The sequence below is a fragment of the Burkholderia sp. Ed8 genome, assembly GCF_040761425.1.
GTDB classification, from domain to species: domain Bacteria; phylum Pseudomonadota; class Gammaproteobacteria; order Burkholderiales; family Burkholderiaceae; genus Burkholderia; species Burkholderia seminalis.
The window spans coordinates 815,769-834,096 of record NZ_CP142886.1 but is presented as its reverse complement, the minus strand read 5'-3'; the positions used below and the strand labels follow the sequence as shown (position 1 = coordinate 834,096).

16 protein-coding genes are annotated in these 18,328 nt (G+C 69.0%); 7 read left to right on the top strand and 9 right to left on the bottom strand.

Features of this window, described 5'->3' with window-relative positions; all coding sequences use genetic code 11:
* Positions 1 to 38: 38 nt before the first annotated feature.
* Positions 39 to 1,820, bottom strand: a complete 1,782-nt coding sequence (gene argS / locus VXM69_RS17785) for an arginine--tRNA ligase (protein WP_034189171.1) — start codon at positions 1,818 to 1,820, stop codon at positions 39 to 41.
* A gap of 200 nt (positions 1,821 to 2,020) precedes the next feature.
* Here argS and VXM69_RS17780 point away from each other — a divergent pair, with 200 nt between their 5' ends.
* Positions 2,021 to 2,344, top strand: coding sequence for a DUF1840 domain-containing protein (locus VXM69_RS17780; protein WP_011353361.1), 324 nt, complete (start codon positions 2,021 to 2,023; stop codon positions 2,342 to 2,344).
* 111 nt (positions 2,345 to 2,455) lie between these two features.
* Here VXM69_RS17780 and metH read toward each other — a convergent pair whose 3' ends face one another.
* The 5 genes from metH to VXM69_RS17755 form a co-directional block, all read right to left on the bottom strand.
* Positions 2,456 to 5,173 carry a methionine synthase gene (gene metH / locus VXM69_RS17775; protein WP_049030054.1) on the bottom strand — a complete coding sequence of 906 codons (2,718 nt, stop codon included), beginning with the start codon at positions 5,171 to 5,173 and terminating at the stop codon, positions 2,456 to 2,458.
* Positions 5,174 to 5,212: 39 nt separating this feature from the next.
* Complete coding sequence (locus VXM69_RS17770) at positions 5,213 to 6,280, bottom strand: homocysteine S-methyltransferase family protein (protein WP_034189174.1); 1,068 nt, start codon at positions 6,278 to 6,280, stop codon at positions 5,213 to 5,215.
* Positions 6,281 to 6,481: 201 nt separating this feature from the next.
* Positions 6,482 to 6,739: a DUF3567 domain-containing protein gene (locus VXM69_RS17765; RefSeq protein ID WP_006477667.1), complete on the bottom strand. Its 258-nt coding sequence runs from the start codon at positions 6,737 to 6,739 to the stop codon at positions 6,482 to 6,484.
* Positions 6,740 to 6,993: 254 nt separating this feature from the next.
* Positions 6,994 to 8,259, bottom strand: a complete 1,266-nt coding sequence (locus tag VXM69_RS17760; protein ID WP_367189966.1) for a DUF3108 domain-containing protein — start codon at positions 8,257 to 8,259, stop codon at positions 6,994 to 6,996.
* Between the two features lie 107 nt (positions 8,260 to 8,366).
* On the bottom strand, positions 8,367 to 9,233 hold the full coding sequence (locus tag VXM69_RS17755) for an IclR family transcriptional regulator (RefSeq protein ID WP_034189176.1): 867 nt from the start codon (positions 9,231 to 9,233) through the stop codon (positions 8,367 to 8,369).
* A 130-nt stretch (positions 9,234 to 9,363) separates the two neighbouring features.
* Between VXM69_RS17755 and VXM69_RS17750 the strand changes: the two genes are divergently transcribed.
* The 6 genes from VXM69_RS17750 (at position 9,364) to rfaE2 (ending at position 15,350) form a co-directional block, all read left to right on the top strand.
* Complete coding sequence (locus VXM69_RS17750; RefSeq protein ID WP_034189177.1) at positions 9,364 to 10,356, top strand: fumarylacetoacetate hydrolase family protein; 993 nt, start codon at positions 9,364 to 9,366, stop codon at positions 10,354 to 10,356.
* A gap of 109 nt (positions 10,357 to 10,465) precedes the next feature.
* Positions 10,466 to 11,293 carry an enoyl-CoA hydratase/isomerase family protein gene (locus VXM69_RS17745; RefSeq protein WP_367189965.1) on the top strand — a complete coding sequence of 276 codons (828 nt, stop codon included), beginning with the start codon at positions 10,466 to 10,468 and terminating at the stop codon, positions 11,291 to 11,293.
* A gap of 81 nt (positions 11,294 to 11,374) precedes the next feature.
* Complete coding sequence (locus VXM69_RS17740; protein ID WP_367189964.1) at positions 11,375 to 12,118, top strand: PhaM family polyhydroxyalkanoate granule multifunctional regulatory protein; 744 nt, start codon at positions 11,375 to 11,377, stop codon at positions 12,116 to 12,118.
* A 24-nt stretch (positions 12,119 to 12,142) separates the two neighbouring features.
* On the top strand, positions 12,143 to 13,369 hold the full coding sequence (locus VXM69_RS17735) for a patatin-like phospholipase family protein (protein WP_200086521.1): 1,227 nt from the start codon (positions 12,143 to 12,145) through the stop codon (positions 13,367 to 13,369).
* A gap of 466 nt (positions 13,370 to 13,835) precedes the next feature.
* Positions 13,836 to 14,714, top strand: a complete 879-nt coding sequence (locus VXM69_RS17730) for a diiron oxygenase (RefSeq protein ID WP_034189181.1) — start codon at positions 13,836 to 13,838, stop codon at positions 14,712 to 14,714.
* A gap of 150 nt (positions 14,715 to 14,864) precedes the next feature.
* Positions 14,865 to 15,350, top strand: a complete 486-nt coding sequence (gene rfaE2, locus VXM69_RS17725) for a D-glycero-beta-D-manno-heptose 1-phosphate adenylyltransferase (protein WP_006477674.1) — start codon at positions 14,865 to 14,867, stop codon at positions 15,348 to 15,350.
* A gap of 16 nt (positions 15,351 to 15,366) precedes the next feature.
* On the opposite strand, the gene VXM69_RS17720 is transcribed toward rfaE2, so the two are convergent.
* The 3 genes from VXM69_RS17720 to VXM69_RS17710 form a co-directional block, all read right to left on the bottom strand.
* A complete protein-coding gene (locus VXM69_RS17720) occupies positions 15,367 to 15,609 on the bottom strand; it encodes a hypothetical protein (RefSeq protein WP_034189182.1) in 243 nt (80 codons plus the stop codon).
* A 197-nt stretch (positions 15,610 to 15,806) separates the two neighbouring features.
* Positions 15,807 to 16,592, bottom strand: coding sequence for a type III pantothenate kinase (locus VXM69_RS17715; protein WP_124608988.1), 786 nt, complete (start codon positions 16,590 to 16,592; stop codon positions 15,807 to 15,809).
* Positions 16,589 to 17,506 carry a biotin--[acetyl-CoA-carboxylase] ligase gene (locus VXM69_RS17710; protein WP_049035986.1) on the bottom strand — a complete coding sequence of 306 codons (918 nt, stop codon included), beginning with the start codon at positions 17,504 to 17,506 and terminating at the stop codon, positions 16,589 to 16,591. The genes VXM69_RS17715 and VXM69_RS17710 overlap by 4 nt, the downstream gene beginning before the upstream one ends.
* Between the last annotated feature and the right edge of the window lie 822 nt (positions 17,507 to 18,328).

Below are 18,328 nucleotides of genomic sequence, written 5' to 3'. Positions count from 1 at the left end.
GGCGCTGCCGCGGCCATTCGCTGCCCGGATCGGGCTGCTTACATCTTGGCGGGCGCGGACACGCCGAGCACCGCCAGGCCGTTCTCGAGCACCTGCCGGGTCGCGGCGAGGAGCGCGGCGCGCGCATTGCGCGGCGCTTCGTCGTCGACCAGGACGCGCTCCGCATTGTAGAACGAGTGGAATTCGCCAGCGAGATCGCGCAGGTAGAACGCGACCGCGTGCGGCGCCAGCTCGTTCGCCGCGTGCGTGAGCATGTCCGGGTACTCGGCCAGCTTCTGCATCAGCGAGGCCGCCTGCGCGCTCGTCAGCTGCGACAGGTCGGCGCCCGGCAGCTGCGCGACGTCGACGTTGTAGCGCGACTTCAGTTCGTTGAGCACCGAGCAGATCCGCGCATGCGCGTACTGGACGTAATAGACCGGGTTTTCGTCGTTCTGTTTCAGCGCGAGGTCGATGTCGAACACGAATTCGGTATCGGCCTTGCGCGAGATCAGGAAGAAGCGCACCGCGTCGCGGCCGCGCGTGATGGTGGCCTCGTCGATCAGGTCGGGTGCCGCTTCCTGGCCCGCCGCCGCGCCGCCCGACCATTCGATCAGGTCGCGCACCGTCACGTAGCTGCCCGCGCGCTTCGAGATCTTCACTTCCTGGCCGTCGCGCATCACGGTGACCATCTTGTGCAGCACGTAGTCGGGATAGCCCTTCGGAATCCCGATGTGCAGCCCCTGCAGGCCGGCGCGCACGCGCGCGATCGTGCCGTGGTGGTCCGAGCCCTGGATGTTGATCACCTTCGTGAAGCCGCGCTCCCACTTCGTCACGTGGTACGCGACGTCCGGCACGAAGTACGTGTACGTGCCGTCCGACTTGCGCATCACGCGATCCTTGTCGTCGCCTTCGTCGGTCGTGCGCAGCCACAGCGCGCCGTCCTGCTCGTAGGTCATGCCGGCCTTGATCAGCGCGTCGACCGTCTTCTCGACGCGGCCTTCGCTGTACAGCGACGACTCGAGGTAGTACTGGTCGAACTTCACGCCGAACGCCTGCAGGTCCATGTCCTGCTCGCGACGCAGGTACGTGACCGCGAACTTGCGGATCGCGTCGAGATCCTCGACGTCGCCCGTGCCCTTGACCGGTTCGCCGTCCGACGCGGCGACCGTCTCGCCGTTCAGGAAGTCGCGTGCGATGTCGGCGATGTATTCGCCGTTGTACGCGGCTTCCGGCCAGCCCGCGTCGCCCGGCTTCAGGCCGCGTGCGCGCGCCTGCGTCGAGATCGCGAGGTTGCCGATCTGCACGCCGGCGTCGTTGTAGTAGAACTCGCGGTGCACCGCGTAGCCCTGGCTCGCGATCACGTTCGCGAGCACGTCGCCGAGCGCGGCCTGGCGGCCGTGGCCGACGTGCAGCGGGCCGGTCGGGTTCGCCGACACGAATTCGAGCAACACTTGCTTGCCTTTTTCGCGATCCGACGTGCCGAACGCGCGGCCCTGGTCGAACACGGCGGCGATCACCGCCTGCTTCGCGGCGGCCGACAGGCGCAGGTTGATGAAGCCGGGGCCGGCGATCTCGGCGGCTTCGACGAGGCCTTGCGCGGCCGGCTGCGCGGTGAGCGCGGCGACGATCTGTTCGGCGAGCTGGCGCGGGTTCGTGCCGAGCGGCTTGGCGAGCTGCATCGCGACGTTGCACGCGACGTCGCCGTGCGCGGCGACCTTCGGACGCTCCAGCGTGATGGTCGGGGCGACGGACGCCGCATCGGCGCCTTTCAGCGCGTGTGCGACCTGCTTGACGCTATCCGCGAGCAGGGCTTCGAGGGTCTGTTTGTGTGCTGGCAGCATGCTGGTAGAAGGCTTCGTTGGTGGCGGCCGGAAACGCCGGCCCGCCGGCGCGCTTTTTAAGCGCGCGTTTCAGGGATCGCAGAATTTTAACAGGTGCTAATATGCCGCTCAGGCGGTCCGCGTCCGCGAGGCCGGACGCCGGTCTGCCAGCGTTCCCCAACCGCGCCGCGCAGGCACAACAAGATGAAAAGGGAATTGTCATGATTACGTTCAAGAGCAAGGCGGCACAGGATCTCGACGTGCTGAAGGATTTCGCCGTGTACGTGCTGGGCCTCGTCGGCAAGCAGCTGGGCGAGCGCGGTGTGATTACGCACGACGAGCTGGACCACGCGATCGCCAAGCTGGAAGGCGCCGTTGCGCAGGCGAAGCAGGAACGCGCCGAGCATGCCGGCCATTTCCACGAGGACGAAGCCGACCACGCGCACCACGAAGTGCCGCCGAGCCTGGCACAGCGCGTCGCGCCGTTCCTCACGATGCTGCGCGAGGCGAAGGCCGGCGAGGCCGACGTGCACTGGGGCTTCTGAGCTTCGTTGCCCGGCAGGTCGAAAGACCGGCAACGCAAGAAAAAGCCCGCTCGAACGCGGGCTTTTTCTTTTGTCTGATCAAAAGGGCGGGTGGCCGCCCGTCCGCGTCGATCAGAGCTGCGGCGCGAGCGCGCGGCGCGCGTCGTCGAGCGACAGCGCCATGCGCCGCGCGTAATCCTCGAGCTGATCCTGCCCGATTTTGCCGACCGAGAAATAGCGGCTGTCCGGATGCGCGAGGTAGAAGCCCGACACGCTCGCGGCCGGCAGCATCGCCAGCGAGTCGGTCACGCTCATGCCGATCTCGTCCGCATGCAGCACGTCGAACATGTCGCGCTTCACGAGGTGATCGGGGCAGGCCGGGTAGCCGGGCGCCGGGCGGATGCCCGCGTACTTTTCCGCGATCAGCGCGTCGTTGTCGAGCGTCTCGCCGCTCGCGTAGCCCCACAGCTCGCGGCGCACGCGCGCGTGCATCGCTTCGGCGAACGCTTCCGCGAAGCGGTCGGCGAGCGCCTTCAGCATGATCGCGCTGTAGTCGTCGTGGTCGGCTTCGAACTGCTTTTCCTTCACGTCGACGCCGAGGCCCGCCGTCACCGCGAACATCCCGATGTAGTCGGCCACGCCCGACGCCTTCGGCGCGATGAAGTCGGCGAGCGAACGGTTCGGCCGCATCACGCCGTCGACCACCGGCCGCACGCTCTGCTGGCGCAGGTTGCGCCACGTGAGCAGCACTTCCGAGCGCGATTCGTCGCTGTAGATCTCGATGTCGTCGTCGTTGACGGTGTTCGCCGGCAGCAGCGCAATCACGCCGCTCGCGGTCAGCCAGCGACCCTGGATCAGGCGCGCGAGCATCGACTTCGCGTCGGAGAACACGCGCCGCGCCGATTCGCCGACGATCTCGTCGTTCAGGATCGCCGGGTACGGGCCCGCGAGGTCCCAGGTCTGGAAGAACGGGCCCCAGTCGATGTAGTTCGCGAGCTCGCCCAGGTCGTAGTTCTTGAACACGCGGCGGCCGATGAACTTCGGCTTCACCGGCGTATAGCCGGCCCAGTCGACCTGGGTCTTGTTCGCGCGCGCCTCGGCGAGCGTGACCATCGGCTGCGCCTTGCGGTTCGCGTGCTGGTCGCGGATGCGTTCGTAGTCGGATTTCAGCTCGTCGAGGTATTTCGCCGCGCCTTCGTCGGACAGCAGGTTCGACGCGACCGACACCGAGCGCGATGCGTCCGGCACGTAGACGACCGGGCCTTCGTAGTGCGGCGCGATCTTCACGGCCGTGTGCACGCGCGACGTCGTCGCGCCGCCGATCAGCAGCGGGATCTTCTTCACGCGGAAGTAGTCGTCGCGCTGCATTTCGGACGCGACGTACGCCATTTCCTCGAGGCTCGGCGTGATGAGGCCCGACAGCCCGATGATGTCCGCGCCCTCGACCTTCGCCTTCGCGAGGATCTCGTTGCACGGGACCATCACGCCCATGTTGACCACTTCGAAGTTGTTGCACTGGAGCACGACCGACACGATGTTCTTGCCGATGTCGTGCACGTCGCCCTTCACGGTCGCGATGACGATCTTGCCCTTCGCGCGCACGTCGCCGCCCGCTTCCGCGAGCAGGCGCTTTTCTTCCTCGATGAACGGGATCAGGTGCGCGACGGCCTGCTTCATCACGCGCGCCGACTTCACGACCTGCGGCAGGAACATCTTGCCCTGGCCGAACAGGTCGCCGACGACGTTCATCCCGTCCATCAGCGGCCCTTCGATCACGTTGATCGGACGGCCGCCGGCCGCGGCGATCTTCGCGCGCGCTTCCTCGGTGTCCTCGACGATGAAGTTCGTGATGCCGTGCACGAGCGCGTGCGCGAGGCGCTTCTCGACCGGCTGGTTGCGCCACTCGAGGTTCTCTTCCTTCTTCGCGGCGCCGGTCTTGAACTTGTCGGCGATCTCGAGCAGGCGGTCGGTCGAATCCGCGCGGCGGTTCAGGATCACGTCCTCGACGCGCTCGCGCAGTTCCGCGTCGAGATCGGCGTACACGCCGAGCTGGCCCGCGTTCACGATGCCCATGTCCATCCCGGCCTGGATCGCGTGATACAGGAACACGGTGTGGATCGCCTCGCGCACCGGGTCGTTGCCGCGGAACGAGAACGACACGTTCGACACGCCGCCGCTCACCTTCGCGTACGGCAGGTTCTGCTTGATCCAGCGGGTCGCCTCGATGAAGTCGACCGCGTAGTTGTTGTGCTCCTCGATGCCCGTCGCGACCGCGAAGATGTTCGGGTCGAAGATGATGTCTTCCGGCGGGAAGCCGACTTCGTTCACGAGGAAGTCGTACGAGCGCTTGCAGATCTCGGTCTTGCGCTCGAACGTGTCGGCCTGGCCCGTTTCGTCGAACGCCATCACGACCGCGGCCGCGCCGTAGCGGCGGATCAGGTTCGCGTGGTGGCGGAACGCGTCCTCGCCTTCCTTCAGCGAGATCGAGTTCACGATCGCCTTGCCCTGCACGCACTTGAGGCCGGCCTCGATCACCTCCCACTTCGACGAGTCGATCATGATCGGCACGCGCGCGATGTCCGGCTCCGATGCGATCAGGTTCAGGAAGCGCACCATCGCCGCCTTCGAATCGAGCATCGCCTCGTCCATGTTGATGTCGATCACCTGCGCGCCGTTCTCGACCTGCTGGCGCGCGACGGCGAGCGCCTCGTCGAACTGGCCGTTGAGGATCATCCGGGCGAACGCCTTCGAGCCGGTGACGTTGGTGCGTTCGCCGACGTTGATGAAGAGCGTCCCGGGCGTGACGTTGAACGGCTCGAGGCCGGCAAGGCGCATCATGTGATCGGTCATGGCGGTGCGAATTCTGGTGATGAAGGACGTGGGGGGCGGTCAGGCGTTGTCGCTGTACTGGTTCGGCCAGCGGCGCGGCTTCACGTCGGCGAGCGCCTTCGCGATTTCGGCGATGTGTTCGGGCGTCGTGCCGCAGCAGCCGCCCGCGAGGTTCACGAGCCCGGCCTGCGCGAATTCCTTCAGCAGGCCCGACGTGACGTCCGGCGTTTCGTCGAAGCCCGTGTCGCTCATCGGGTTCGGCAGGCCCGCGTTCGGGTAGCACGACACGTAGGTGTCGCACAGCTTCGCGAGCTCGGCGATGTACGGGCGCATCAGCGCCGCGCCGAGCGCGCAGTTCAGGCCGAACGTGAGCGGCTTCGCATGGCGCAGCGAATTCCAGAACGCCTCGACCGTCTGGCCCGACAGGATCCGGCCCGACGCGTCGGTGACGGTGCCCGAGATCATGATCGGCAGGCGCTCGCCGGTATCCTCGAACAGCTCGTCGAGCGCGAACAGCGCGGCCTTCGCGTTCAGCGTGTCGAAGATCGTCTCGACGAGGAACAGGTCGACGCCGCCGTCGAGCAGCGCCTTCGCCTGCTGGTAGTACGACGTGCGCAGCTCGTCGAACGTGACGTTGCGCGCGCCCGGATCGTTGACGTCGGGCGAGATGCTGGCCGTCTTCGGCGTCGGCCCGATCGCGCCCGCGACGAAGCGCGGCTTGTCCGGCGTCGCGTATTTCGCGGCCGATTCGCGCGCGAGCTTCGCCGACTCGACGTTCATCTCGACGACGAGATCTTCCATCCCGTAGTCGGCCTGCGCGACGGTCGTCGCGCCGAACGTGTTGGTCTCGACGATGTCGGCGCCTGCCGCGAAGTACTGGTCGTGGATCTCGCGGATGATCTGCGGCTGCGTGAGCGACAGCAGCTCGTTGTTGCCCTTGATGTCGCGCGGGAAATCCTTGAAGCGCTCGCCGCGATACGCGGCTTCGTCGAGCTTGTAGCGCTGGATCATCGTGCCCATCGCGCCGTCGAGGATCAGGATGCGCGATTTCAGCAGCGCGGGCAGTGCGGCGCCGCGCGTGTAGGGCGCGTCGAGCGGGACGGAAGCGGCGAGAGGGGTCGCAGACATGGGCGGAAGACCGGCGAAGACGGAAAACCGCCATTGTAGCCGGTGCGCCTGGGCGCCGCCCGGCCTTGCGCCGCGCGGGCGGCCCGCCAAATGAAAACCCCCGCCGGCGAACCGGGCGGGGGCGTGATCGGAGTGCTCGCGGGGGCCGCGCGGCGTGCGCGGCGAATGGCCCGGCCGCACGAGGCGCCGGGCCGCGGGTCGTCAGTGCAGCACGACGGGCATCATCATCAGGCTGTCGAATTGTCCGAGGAATTCGTCGACCTCGTCGAGCGACGGCTCATCCTCGATCAATTGCTTCACGTGTGCGCGGAATCGTTCGGCAAGCTCGCCGTCGATGAAGATTTCGCGCTGCGCGTTCTTGTCGACGATTTCGTATCCGCCGGCATTCATCAGATGATGGCCGGCCTGCGGCGCGAATTCGACGACGCAGTAGTTGGGGCTGTTGTAGATCATTTGCATGGCGGCACTCCTCTTCGCAGTGGCATCTGGCCTTGTTGTCCCCTAGGTGGGGCGAGCCTTGCCGGTTTCAAGGGGCTTGCGCTGCACACCCCGTTCCCGTTTGCGTGGGGTGTATCGGTTAGAAGCCGATATCGATGAAACGTTTCCCATTGTCTGCCGGTGGACGGAAATAGTTGTTAAAGAGTGTCATCGGCCATTTCACGGGAATCTGTAATCGGTCGAAATTGCCGAATCGCGTGCGCTTACGCGCGGGTTCACTGTGTGACAGTCGAAGCAGCCGGCGGCGCAGCCGGTTGGGCGGGCGGCTGCACGGCGGCCGGCGGCACCGGTTGGGCCGGTTCCGCGGCCGGTGTGGGCGAGGCCCCCGGCGCCGGCGCACCGGCGGGCGCGTTCGTTGCGCCGCCCGGCGGCGCGGCGTCGGCCGGCACGCTCGGCGCCGCGAGGCGGCCATGCCACACCAGCTCGATCTGCGCGCCGTTCGGTTCGGTCTGCATGAGCCGCGCGGGCAGCCAGCCGAGCGACGGCGCGAGCCACATGTCGATGCGGCGCGTATCGCCGTCCCGGCGCGGCAGGCGCATGAAGTGCCGCGCGTCGATAATGCCGGCCTGCGTCTGCACCTGCTCGTCGCCGATCACGGCGATCGGCCAGGTCTCGCCGCTGTTGTTGTCGATCACGAAGAACTGCTGCGTGACGCCCGGCTTGTACGCGGACGGATTGCCGCGCACGAGCCCCGACAACTGCATCAGCATGCTGAAGCGGTCCTGCACGCCGTCGGGCAGCGGTGCGTTGTTCGGCGTGCGCGTGAACACGACCTGCCGGATCTCGCGGTTGAAGATCGCGATGTCTTCCGGCCGCTTGCCACGCTTCTCGACGTAACGGTCGGGCGCGATGCCGAACGCGTCGATGCGGCCTTCGCTGCGATAGGTGAACGGGCCGACGAACGGCACGGGCATCGACACCGACAGGTCGTACGTGTGCCCGTCGGTGCGCCAGCGGATCGTGCCGATCATGTTCTGCATCCCGTTGTAGAACGTGTCGTATTGCAGGTCGCCGGACGGCGGCGCGGCGAACTTCACGCCGCTCGTCGCGGGGCCCGGCGTCGCGGCGCTGCCGGCGCCGGCGGCCGATGCGGCTTGCGCGCCCGACGCACCCGGTACGCCGCTCGCCGCCGACGCGGCGGCAGGCGGCGGTTCGCCGTGCTCGGCCGTCTGCGTCGACGTGAGGACCGGCTCGGGCGCCGGCGCGGGTTTCGGCGCGGCAACCCTGGGCGCGGCGGGGGCCGGGCGTTCGACCGGCTTCGGCGCCGGCGGGGCGGGCTGGCGCTCGATCGGCCGCGGTTTCAGCAGCTCGATCTGCACGGGGATTTCGGCGGGCGGCGGCGTGAACGATTCGCGGCTGCGCATCAGCCAGACGGCGGCGAGCGCATGCAGCACCAGCACGACGACGAGCGCGACGGCCACGCGCAGCCAGCGGCGGGGCAGGGCGTGACTCGGGCGGATGTCGGCGGGCTGAATGGGCATCGGAACAGGATCGGGGCGGTCGCGTGACGTCGGGCGCGCAAGCGCGCCACAGGAATCGGACCGTCGGATGCGCTGCGCGTTCGCGATGCGAGACGTGTACCGGTGCGTCAGGCGTCGCGTGCGTCGGGACTATAGCCGAGTTCGTAAGACAGTTTCCGCGCGCATGCGCGCAGCGCGGTGTCGATCTCGCCGCCCCACGCGATGTCGAACGAGCCTTCCTGGCCGAGCGCGACGAGCGCGAGCGCGAGTTCGCCGACCGCATCGAATACCGGCATGCAGAACGCGTGGATCGTCGGCAGCAGCATCCCTTCGACGCGCGCGGCTTCGTGCCGGCGCACGTCGGCGAGCACCGCGTCGACCTCGTCGAGCGTGCGCGGGCCGCCGTGGTGCGGCGAGCGGCGCGTATCGGCGAGTTCGCGCTCGAGCATCGCGGCGGTCTTGCCGCGCGGCAGGTACGCGGCGAACAGCAGGCCCGTCGCCGAGCCGAGCAGCGGCATCACGTCGCCGAGCTTCAGCGACGCCTTCGCCGGATGGCTCGATTCCATCCAGTGCACGATCGTCGGCCCCTGGTTGCCCCACACCGCGATACCGACCGTCTGGTCGAGGCGGTCGCGGAATTCGGTCAGCGCGATCCGCGCGAGCTTCACGCCGTCGACGCGCGCGAGCCGCGCGAGCCCCATCTGCAGCGCGAAACCGCCCAGCTCGTAGCGGCCGGACACCGGGTCTTGCGATACGACACCGAGCCGCGAGAAGCTGACGAGGTAGCGGTGCGCCTTCGCGGGACTCATGCCCGCGCGCTGCGCGAGATCGCGCAGCATCATCGCGCGCGGCTCGCTCGTCAGCACGTCGAGCAGGCGGAAGCCGACCTCGATCGACTGGATGCCGGAACGGACTTTCTCGCCGTGCTCGCCGGAAGCGGCGTCATCGGTGTCGGAGTCGGCGAGATCGTCGTCGGGAAGCGGGCTGGCGGGCATGGGCAACGGGTGCGCGAAAATGCGACAGGAATCGGGGCGGAAACGGCAGGCGCGATCGTCGCGCGCCGCATGGATTCACCATCGTAAAATAGATTCCCTCCATCGTCACTACAACGGCAGAGTCCCCCTTATGAAACTTGCTTCGCTGAAGGACGGCACGCGCGACGGCCAGCTGATCGTCGTGTCGCGCGACCTGCACACCGCGGCGATCGCCGACACGATCGCGCCGACGCTGCAGCGCGTCCTCGACGACTGGGCGTTCTACGCGCCGCAGCTGCGCGACCTGTACGACGCGCTGAACCACGGCCGCGCGCGCCATGCATTCGCGTTCGATCCGGCCAACTGCATGGCGCCGCTGCCGCGTGCGTTCCAGTGGGCCGACGGCTCCGCCTACGTGAACCACGTCGAGCTCGTGCGCCGCGCGCGCGGCGCGGAGATGCCGCCCGAATTCTGGACCGATCCGCTGATGTACCAGGGGGGCAGCGACGATTTCCTGGGCCCGCGCGACGACGTCGTGTGCCCGTCGGAGGAATGGGGCATCGATTTCGAGGCGGAAGTCGCGGTGATCACCGGCGACGTGCCGATGAGCGCATCGCCCGACGCCGCGTTGAAGGCCGTGCGGCTCGTCACGCTCGTGAACGACGTGTCGCTGCGCAACCTGATTCCGGCCGAGCTCGCGAAGGGCTTCGGCTTCTTCCAGAGCAAGCCGGCCACCGCGTTCGCGCCGGTCGCCGTGACGCCCGACGAGCTCGGCGACGAATGGCGCGAAGGCCGCGTGCACCGGCCGATGATCGTCCACTGGAACGGCAGGAAGGTCGGCCAGCCCGATGCGGGTACCGACATGGTGTTCCACTTCGGCCAGTTGATCGCACACGCGGCGAAGACGCGCAACCTGCGTGCCGGCTCGATCGTCGGCTCGGGCACGGTGTCGAACAAGGACGCGAAGCGCGGCTACTGCTGCATCGCCGAGAAGCGCTGCCTGGAGACGATCGAGCACGGCGCGCCGCAGACCGAATTCATGCGCTACGGCGACACCGTGCGCATCGAGATGTTCGACACGGCCGGCAAGTCGATCTTCGGCGCGATCGAGCAGTCGGTCGCTCCGCCCGACGGCGCGGCGTAAGCGGCGTACCGCGACACCCGGCCCCGGTCCGCGCGCCGGGTTTCGCCCGATGTTTGCCCGCGCGGGCTTGGCTACACTCGATTCAAGAGCGTCGAACAAGGAGCGGCACATGGCCGATCTCGCCGCGTACGGCGGTTACGAAGCACTGAAGGTGACGCGCCGCGACCACGGCGTGCTCGACATCGTGATGAGCGGCGAGGGGGCGAACCGCAGCGGCCTCGCGACCGCGACCGCGCGCATGCATCGCGAGCTCGCCGACATCTGGCGCGACGTCGACCGCGATCCCGACACGCGCGTCGCGGTGATCCGCGGCGAAGGCAAGGGCTTTTCGGCGGGCGGCGATCTCGCGCTCGTCGAGGACATGGCCAACGACTTCGACGTGCGCGCCCGCGTGTGGCGCGAGGCGCGCGACCTCGTCTACAACGTGATCAACTGCAGCAAGCCGATCGTGTCGGCGATGCATGGCCCGGCCGTCGGCGCGGGGCTCGTCGCCGGGCTGCTCGCCGACATCTCGATCGCCGCGCGGGATGCGCGCATCATCGACGGCCATACGCGGCTCGGCGTCGCGGCCGGCGACCACGCGGCGATCGTGTGGCCGCTGCTGTGCGGGATGGCGAAGGCGAAGTACTACCTGCTGCTGTGCGAGCCCGTGAGCGGCGCGGAGGCCGAGCGGATCGGGCTGGTCTCGCTCGCGGTCGAGCCGGCCGACCTGCTGCCGAAGGCGTACGAAGTGGCCGAGCGGCTCGCGCAGGGTTCGCAGTCGGCGATCCGCTGGACCAAGTACGCGCTGAACAACTGGCTGCGCTCGGCCGGCCCGACCTTCGATACGTCGCTCGCGCTCGAGTTCATGGGCTTCTCGGGGCCCGACGTGCAGGAGGGCATCCGCTCGCTGCGCGAGCGGCGCCCGCCCGCGTTCCCCGGCGACGCGCCGTTCTGACGCGCGCGCTATGATCGATTCACGCGCGGCCGCGCGACGCATGGCGGCCGCCTCGCTTCCCCAGTCAAACAGGATGCCCGTATGACGACCGATGCCTCCGACGCCAACCCTTTCGCCGGCTTTGCCGGCTTCAAGCCCGCCGACATGATGGACCGCATGTGGGACATGATGCGGATGTCGCCGTTCGGCGGCATGGCGCCGTTTCCCGGCGCGGCGACAGGGCTGCCGCCGTCGCTGTCGAGCATGTCCGACATGATGGCGCCGCTCACGAGCGTCGAGGAACTCGACAAGCGGATCACCGATCTGCGCGCGGTCGAGCAGTGGCTGAAGCTCAACCTCGGGATGCTGCAGTCCGCGATCCAGGCGCTCGAGGTGCAGCGTGCGACGCTCGCGACGCTGCGAGCGTTCGGCGCGTTCGCGCAAAGCTCGATGTCGGCGGCCGAGGACGCGGCCGTTGCCGCCGCGCAGGCGGCGAAGGCCGCACCGTCCGGCGACGCGGCGCCGGCGCCGGCGCCGGATGCCGCCGATGCGCTCGCCGGCGACGCCGGGCAGGCGTTCGACCCGGCCGGCTGGTGGAACCTGCTGCAGTCGCAGTTCAACCAGCTCGCGAGCCTCGCGATGGCGCAGCCGGGCATGCAGCCCGCCGCGCCCGGCGACGCGCCGCCGGAGGCGGCCGCCGCGCCGGAACCGGTCGCGAAGCCGGCGCCGGCGGCCGCCGCGCCGCGCAAGCCCGCCGCGAAGCGCGCAAAGCCGTCCGGCTCCGCCGCGGCGCGCGCCGCCGCCGCTTCGTCGCCCGAAACGCGTCCGCCGAAGCGCTCGACGTGACGCGGCGCCGGTAGCAGGTCGATCATGCGGCTCGCGCTCGTTCTGATGGGGGGCGGCGCGCGTGCCGCCTACCAGGTCGGCGTGCTGAAGGCACTGGCCGAGATCGCGCGCGAAGCCGATCCGCAGCGGCACACGCTGCCGTTCGCGGTGGTGTGCGGCTCGTCGGCCGGCGCGATCAACGCGACGTCGCTCGCGAGCCACGCGGACGATTTCTCTCACGGCGTGCGGCGCCTGCTCGAGTTCTGGGAGCCGCTGCGCGCCGATTACGTGTATCGCAGCGACTGGCTCGGCATCGCGGCCGCCGGCGCGCGCTGGCTCGCGACCATGACGTTCGGCTGGGCGGCCCGCCGCTCGCCGCGCGGGTTGCTCGACAACACGCCGCTCGCACACCTGCTGCAGCGCGAGCTGAGCTTCCACCGGATCGAGCAGATGCTCGAGGCGCGGCTGCTGCATGCGCTTTCGATCACCGCGCTCAGCTATTCGAGCGGCCGGCACCTGACGTTCTACCAGGCGGCGCAGCCGATCCAGGCATGGCGGCGCGCACAGCGCACCGCGCGACTCGTCGACCTGTCGGCGTCGCACCTGCTCGCGTCGTCGGCCATCCCGTTCGTGTTTCCGGCCGTGCCGCTCGTGCTCGACGGGCAGATCGAATACTTCGGCGACGGGTCGATCCGGCAGATCGCGCCGCTGTCGCCGGCCATCCACTTCGGTGCGGACCGGATCGTCGTCATCGGCGCGGCCGACCCGCGCCCCGAAATCCCGGCCGCGAACGGCGCCGGGCTGGTGCGCGGCTACCCGACGCTCGCGCAGATCGGCCAGCAGGTACTCGCGAGCGTGTTCCTCGACTCGATCGGTTCGGACATCGAACGCATCGAGCACATCAACCGGATGATCGAGCACCTGCCGCACCAGGTCGAGGTCGACAGCGGCTGGCGGCACGTGGACGTGCTCGCGATCGCGCCGTCCGAGCGCATCGAGCTGATCGCCGCGAAGCATCTGAAGCAGATGCCGGCGACGATGCGCGGGCTGCTCGGCGCGATCGGCGGCAGCCAGCCGGCCGGCGCGTCGTTCGCGAGCTACCTGCTGTTCGAGGAGGCATTCACGCGCGAGCTGATCGAGCTCGGCTACGTCGACGGGCGCGCGCAGCGCGACACGCTTGCCGGCTGGATCGCGCAGGCGGACGGCAGCGGCGCGACGGCGGCCGGCACGCCGCCGGAAGGCGGCCAAGCGGCCGGCAAAATACGGGTCTGACACGCGCAGGGGAATGTAAGGTTGCGTTTTCGCGACGGTTGCCCGCGACCGATCGCCGCACCGCGGTGGGCGGCGCGCGACCGGGCAAGCGTCTCGGAACCGTCATGCACGCGTGATATCATGGCCGCCGCCGTATACACCATATCGAGCAGCCCGCCGATCCGGCATCCGCACGGGACCCTCCGGGGAACCCGCCTGGGGCAGGGGACGGGCGCGCCAACGAGCCGGCCAGCGCCGGCCCCCAACGCAGGCAAGCGTGGCCGGCTCCGTCCGAACGGAGCGCGGCTGCGGCATGCCCAACGGCGGCGACGCGGCCGCACGGCTGCCGGACGAGGAATCAACGTCCGGCGGGTCGGTTTCCCGCGTAAAATTTGAGTCTTGGCTGCAAAAAGCGCGCGTGGCGCGCCGGCGCGGCAACAGTCACGTTTAGAGAAGTCGCATTGCGCAGAACAGGGGTGGGACCATCATGAACACGATGCTTTATCCGGAACTTTACAGGTCGCTCGAAGCCGTCCGCTGGGACATGGAGAAGGACATTCCGTGGGACAAGTTCGACGCTTCGCTGCTCACCGACGAGCAGGCGAAGACGATCAAGATGAACGCGATCACCGAATGGTCGGCGCTGCCCGCGACCGAAATGTTCCTGCGCGACAACCAGCACGACAGCGATTTTTCCGCGTTCATGAGCGTGTGGTTCTTCGAGGAGCAGAAGCATTCGCTCGTGCTGATGGAATACCTGCGCCGCTTCAAGCCGGACATGGTGCCGACCGAAGAGGAACTGCACGCGGTGCGCTTCCAGTTCGACCCGGCGCCGCCGCTCGAGACGCTGATGCTGCACTTCTGCGGCGAGATCCGCCTGAACCACTGGTACCGCTGCGCGGCCGACTGGCACACCGAGCCCGTCATCAAGCAGATCTACGAAACGATCTCGCGCGACGAAGCGCGTCATGGCGGCGCCTACCTGCGCTACATGAAGAAGGCGCTGAACAACTGCGGCGACGTCGCACGCGCCGCGTTCGCGAAGATCGGCGTGCTGATGGCGTCGGCGCGCCGCACCGAGAAGCCGCTGCATCCGACCAACCTGCACGTGAATCAGGCGCTGTTCCCGCGCGACACCGTGCAGTCGCGCCTGCCCGATCCGGAATGGCTCGAGCGCTGGCTCGACGAGCAGATCCGTTTCGACGGGGAGTGGGAAAAGAAGGTCGTCGAGCGGATCCTGCACAACCTGTCGATCCTGTTCGAGCGTACGTTCGCGACCGCGCAGGAGCTGAACCGCTATCGCAAGGAAGTCACCGGCCGCTTGCAGGCCGAAAGCGGCCCGTCGTCGGCCGCGCAGCCGGCCTGAGGCCGGCAGGTGCCGCCGCCGGCGTGATGCGCGCCGGCCGCACGGCGCCGTCGCGTATTCGTTGCATGAAGCCCGCCTGGCCAGCCCGGCGGGCTTTTTAACTGGCGCCGCCGTCGCGCGGGCCATCGCTCATTCCGTCCGATCTCCACCATGTCCGCTACCTTCGAACGCAAGCTGATCACCCGCGATGCCCTCGTCGCACTGCGCGCGTCGCTGCCGTCGCCCGTCGTGTTCACCAACGGCGTCTTCGACATCCTGCATCGCGGCCACGTCACGTATCTCGCCGACGCGAAAGCGCTCGGCGCGTGCCTGATCGTCGGCGTGAACAGCGATGCGTCGGTGCGCATGCTCGGCAAGGGCGACGACCGGCCGATCAATCGCGAAGAAGACCGCGCGGCACTGCTCGCGGCGCTGGAAAGCGTCGACTGGGTCGTGACGTTCGGGGAAAAGACGCCGGTGTCGCTGATCGAGGCCGTCCGTCCGGACATCCTCGTGAAGGGCGGCGACTACGACATGGATGCGTTGCCGGAATCGGCGCTCGTGCGCGGCTGGGGCGGCCGTGCGCTGGCGATTCCGTTCGAGCACGACCGCTCGACCACCGCGCTGCTGAAGAAGGTGCGCGCGCAGCAGCCCTGAGCGCGGACCGGCGCCGTCAGGGCGCGGACGCGGCGAGCGGTGCGGTCGTGACCGCCGGCGGCGCGATCGGGCCGCCGATGACGGGCTGGTCGGTCGCCTGCGCGAGCGGTGTCACGCGCAGCGCGTCGGGCCGCACCTGCCGCGACAGCACGCCGGGTTCGCGCGGGCCGGCCGCCGGCAGCGGCCCGAACACGCCGCGTGCCACCACGAACGCGAGCATGTTGGCGAGAAAGAGAACAGCGATCAGCCAGCGCAGCATCGTCGAAACTCCTTGTCGTCATCGACGTGGTTCACGTCATTCAGTCGAGCCGGCCGCATGGCCGGCTTTTTCATGGTTCGCGCCGATCGATTGCGCGGGCGGTTGCAGCCGCGCCGCGCGCCCCGCATCGTCGGTGTGACGCGCGTCCGTCCGGACCCGCGCCGTCACGTACCGGCGCGCTGCCGGCACCTGTTCCGTCAATCCTGCGCGGCCTCGGCCGCGATCAGCGCGAGCCCGGACAGGATCAATGCATCGTGCCGCGTGTGCGGGACCGTCAGCGCGCGCGCGACCTCGTCCGCCGCACCGCCGGCCAGTACGAGCCTCACGGGTGCCTGCCAGGCTTCGGCCAGGTCGCGCCACGCGCGTTCGATCAGCCCGGCCTGCGCATACAGGCACCCGGCCGACAGCGAGCGCGGCGTATCGACCTGGAACGGCTCGGCCTGCGCACCGGCGAGCAGCCCGCTCGCGATATCGGTGGTCAGCGTCGGCAACTGCGCGGTGTGCGTGCCGAGCGCGCGCATCATCAGCGCCCAGCCCGGCGCGATCAGCCCGCCCGTGAAGCGGCCGTCCGCGCGCAGCGCCTCGAGCGTCGTCGCGGTGCCGAATGTCGCGATCAGCAGATGCTCGCCGGGAAACGCCGCGTGCGCGCCGATCAGGCCGGCCCAGCGGTCGCTGCCGAGCTGTTCGGGTGTCGTATAGCCGTTCGTCACGCCGCATTGCGCGGGCCGCGCGCGGATCGTCGTGCGCGGCAGGCCCGGCCAGCGCCCGTCGAGCAGCGCGTCGATCCGCGCGGCGACGTCGGCGCCCGCGACGTTCGAGATCCACGCGCCGTGCGGCCGCGCCAGGCGCGACCAGTCGGGATCGGCGCCGCCGTCGCGCGTGTGGCCGAACGCGCCCGTATCGACGAGCGTGCGCCGCGTGTCGGCGAGCGCCCACTTGATCCGGCTGTTGCCGGCGTCGATCAGCAGGTGCGGCTCGCTCATTGCGCTTCGCGCAGCGATACGTCGCCGGCCGCGATCGTCTGCACGCCGTCCGGCGTGTCGAGCAGCAGTTGCCCGGTCGAGTCGATGCCCGTCGCGATGCCGCGCGCACGTTCGACACCCTGCTCGAGCAGCACGACTTCGCGGCCCGCATACGCGTGCAGCGCGTGCCAGCGCGGCAGGAACGGCGCGAGGCCGTCGGTGCCGAACTGCGCGAGCGCGGGCGTGAGTGCGTTCAGCGACGCGGCGAGCGTATCGGTGAGGTTGGCCGACGCGCATGCGATCGACAGCGCGGCGGGCGGCAGCCCGCTCGCGAGCGTCGCTTCGCGCGCGCGCAGCGCATCGACCTGCGCGGCGACGGCTTCCGCGCCGCGCACGTTGATGCCGAAGCCGATCACGACGGCGGTGGCGTCGGCGGTGGTCCAGACGGTTTCGATCAGGATCCCGGCGAGCTTGCCGACGATGTGCGGCGCACCGTCGTCGGTCATCAGCAGCAGGTCGTTCGGCCATTTGAGCGCGACGCGCGCGCGCGCGTCGAGCGGCAGCGTGGCCAGCCCTTCGGCGAGCGCGACGCCGATCGCGATGCTGAGGCCGCCGAGCGCGTCGACGGGGCGCGGCACGATGCAGCCGACCGAGCACAGCAGCGCATTGCCGGGCTGCGCGAACCACGGGCGGCCCTGCCGGCCGCGGCCGGCCGTCTGCTCGAACGCGACGCGCACGAGCGGCGCGGGCAGGGCCTGGGCGTTGCGCGGCAGCGCCTTGAGCCGCGCCGAGACGTCGGCATTGGTCGAGCCGGTGGCGGCGACGATGTCGAGCGGCCACGCGCGCGGCGCGGCGTCCAGATGGGCCTCGAGCCGGTTGCGCGCGATGTGCGCGTCGCCGGATTCGGGCGTGTCGGAGGAGGTGGGGGCGTTCATGGCGCCTATTGTAGCGACAGGGGGCGGGGGCGCGTCGGGAAGCGGGGAGGCGGGGATGCGCCCCTTGCGGTGCCGGGGCCGGGTCGTCGCTGAATGCTCGACGCCATCGCGTGGCGTTGTCGGCCAAGGGGACGATCGTTATTCGGGGTTTCGAATTTTCGTGATTGATTCCCGATTTGCGGTCACGCGTTTGGGGAGCTGCGCGATTTTCGCCAATTCGAGATGAAAGAGGACCGCGGATGAGTCGCCGGGCCGCGAGATTGCTCCACCATTTCTCAGGTCCGATATCACGGGTTGCGGCGAGCGTCGCGTCACTGCCTTCCCATGAATTCGAGGATTTCCGCTCGAACTCTCCGCATTGTCCCTGGCAGCGTATCCGATTCCCGGCGCATCCGTTTCATAAACGGGATGCGAACGCCCGGCGAGGACATACGTCACGTTCGGAACGAATGTGCCATGTCAGGCCGCTGTGCCCCGATCTGTCGGACAGTCGTTGTACAGCGCATTTGTGGTCGATGTCTTCAGCGCACGCGTGCCGATCAGCGTGCCCGGTACCAATGCGTCGCGCGACGCGGAGATGCCGGCCGGGGCGATCGGCGCTGCCGCCGCGACTCGGACGTATCCGCAAGCTAGGGCTTCTGCGCGCGATACGCCGGACAGAAGAAGCCGACGAAAAGCATCCTCGCCAACAGCAGGCTTCGGGTGGTCGTTCGCACTCGCGATACCGCAAAAGCATCGAAGAAATCTGACTCGTCCCCAACCTGCACTCCGGTCACAACGGGTCGCGTCTTCCTGGTCGATGACCGGCTTGGCTCGCGGGTC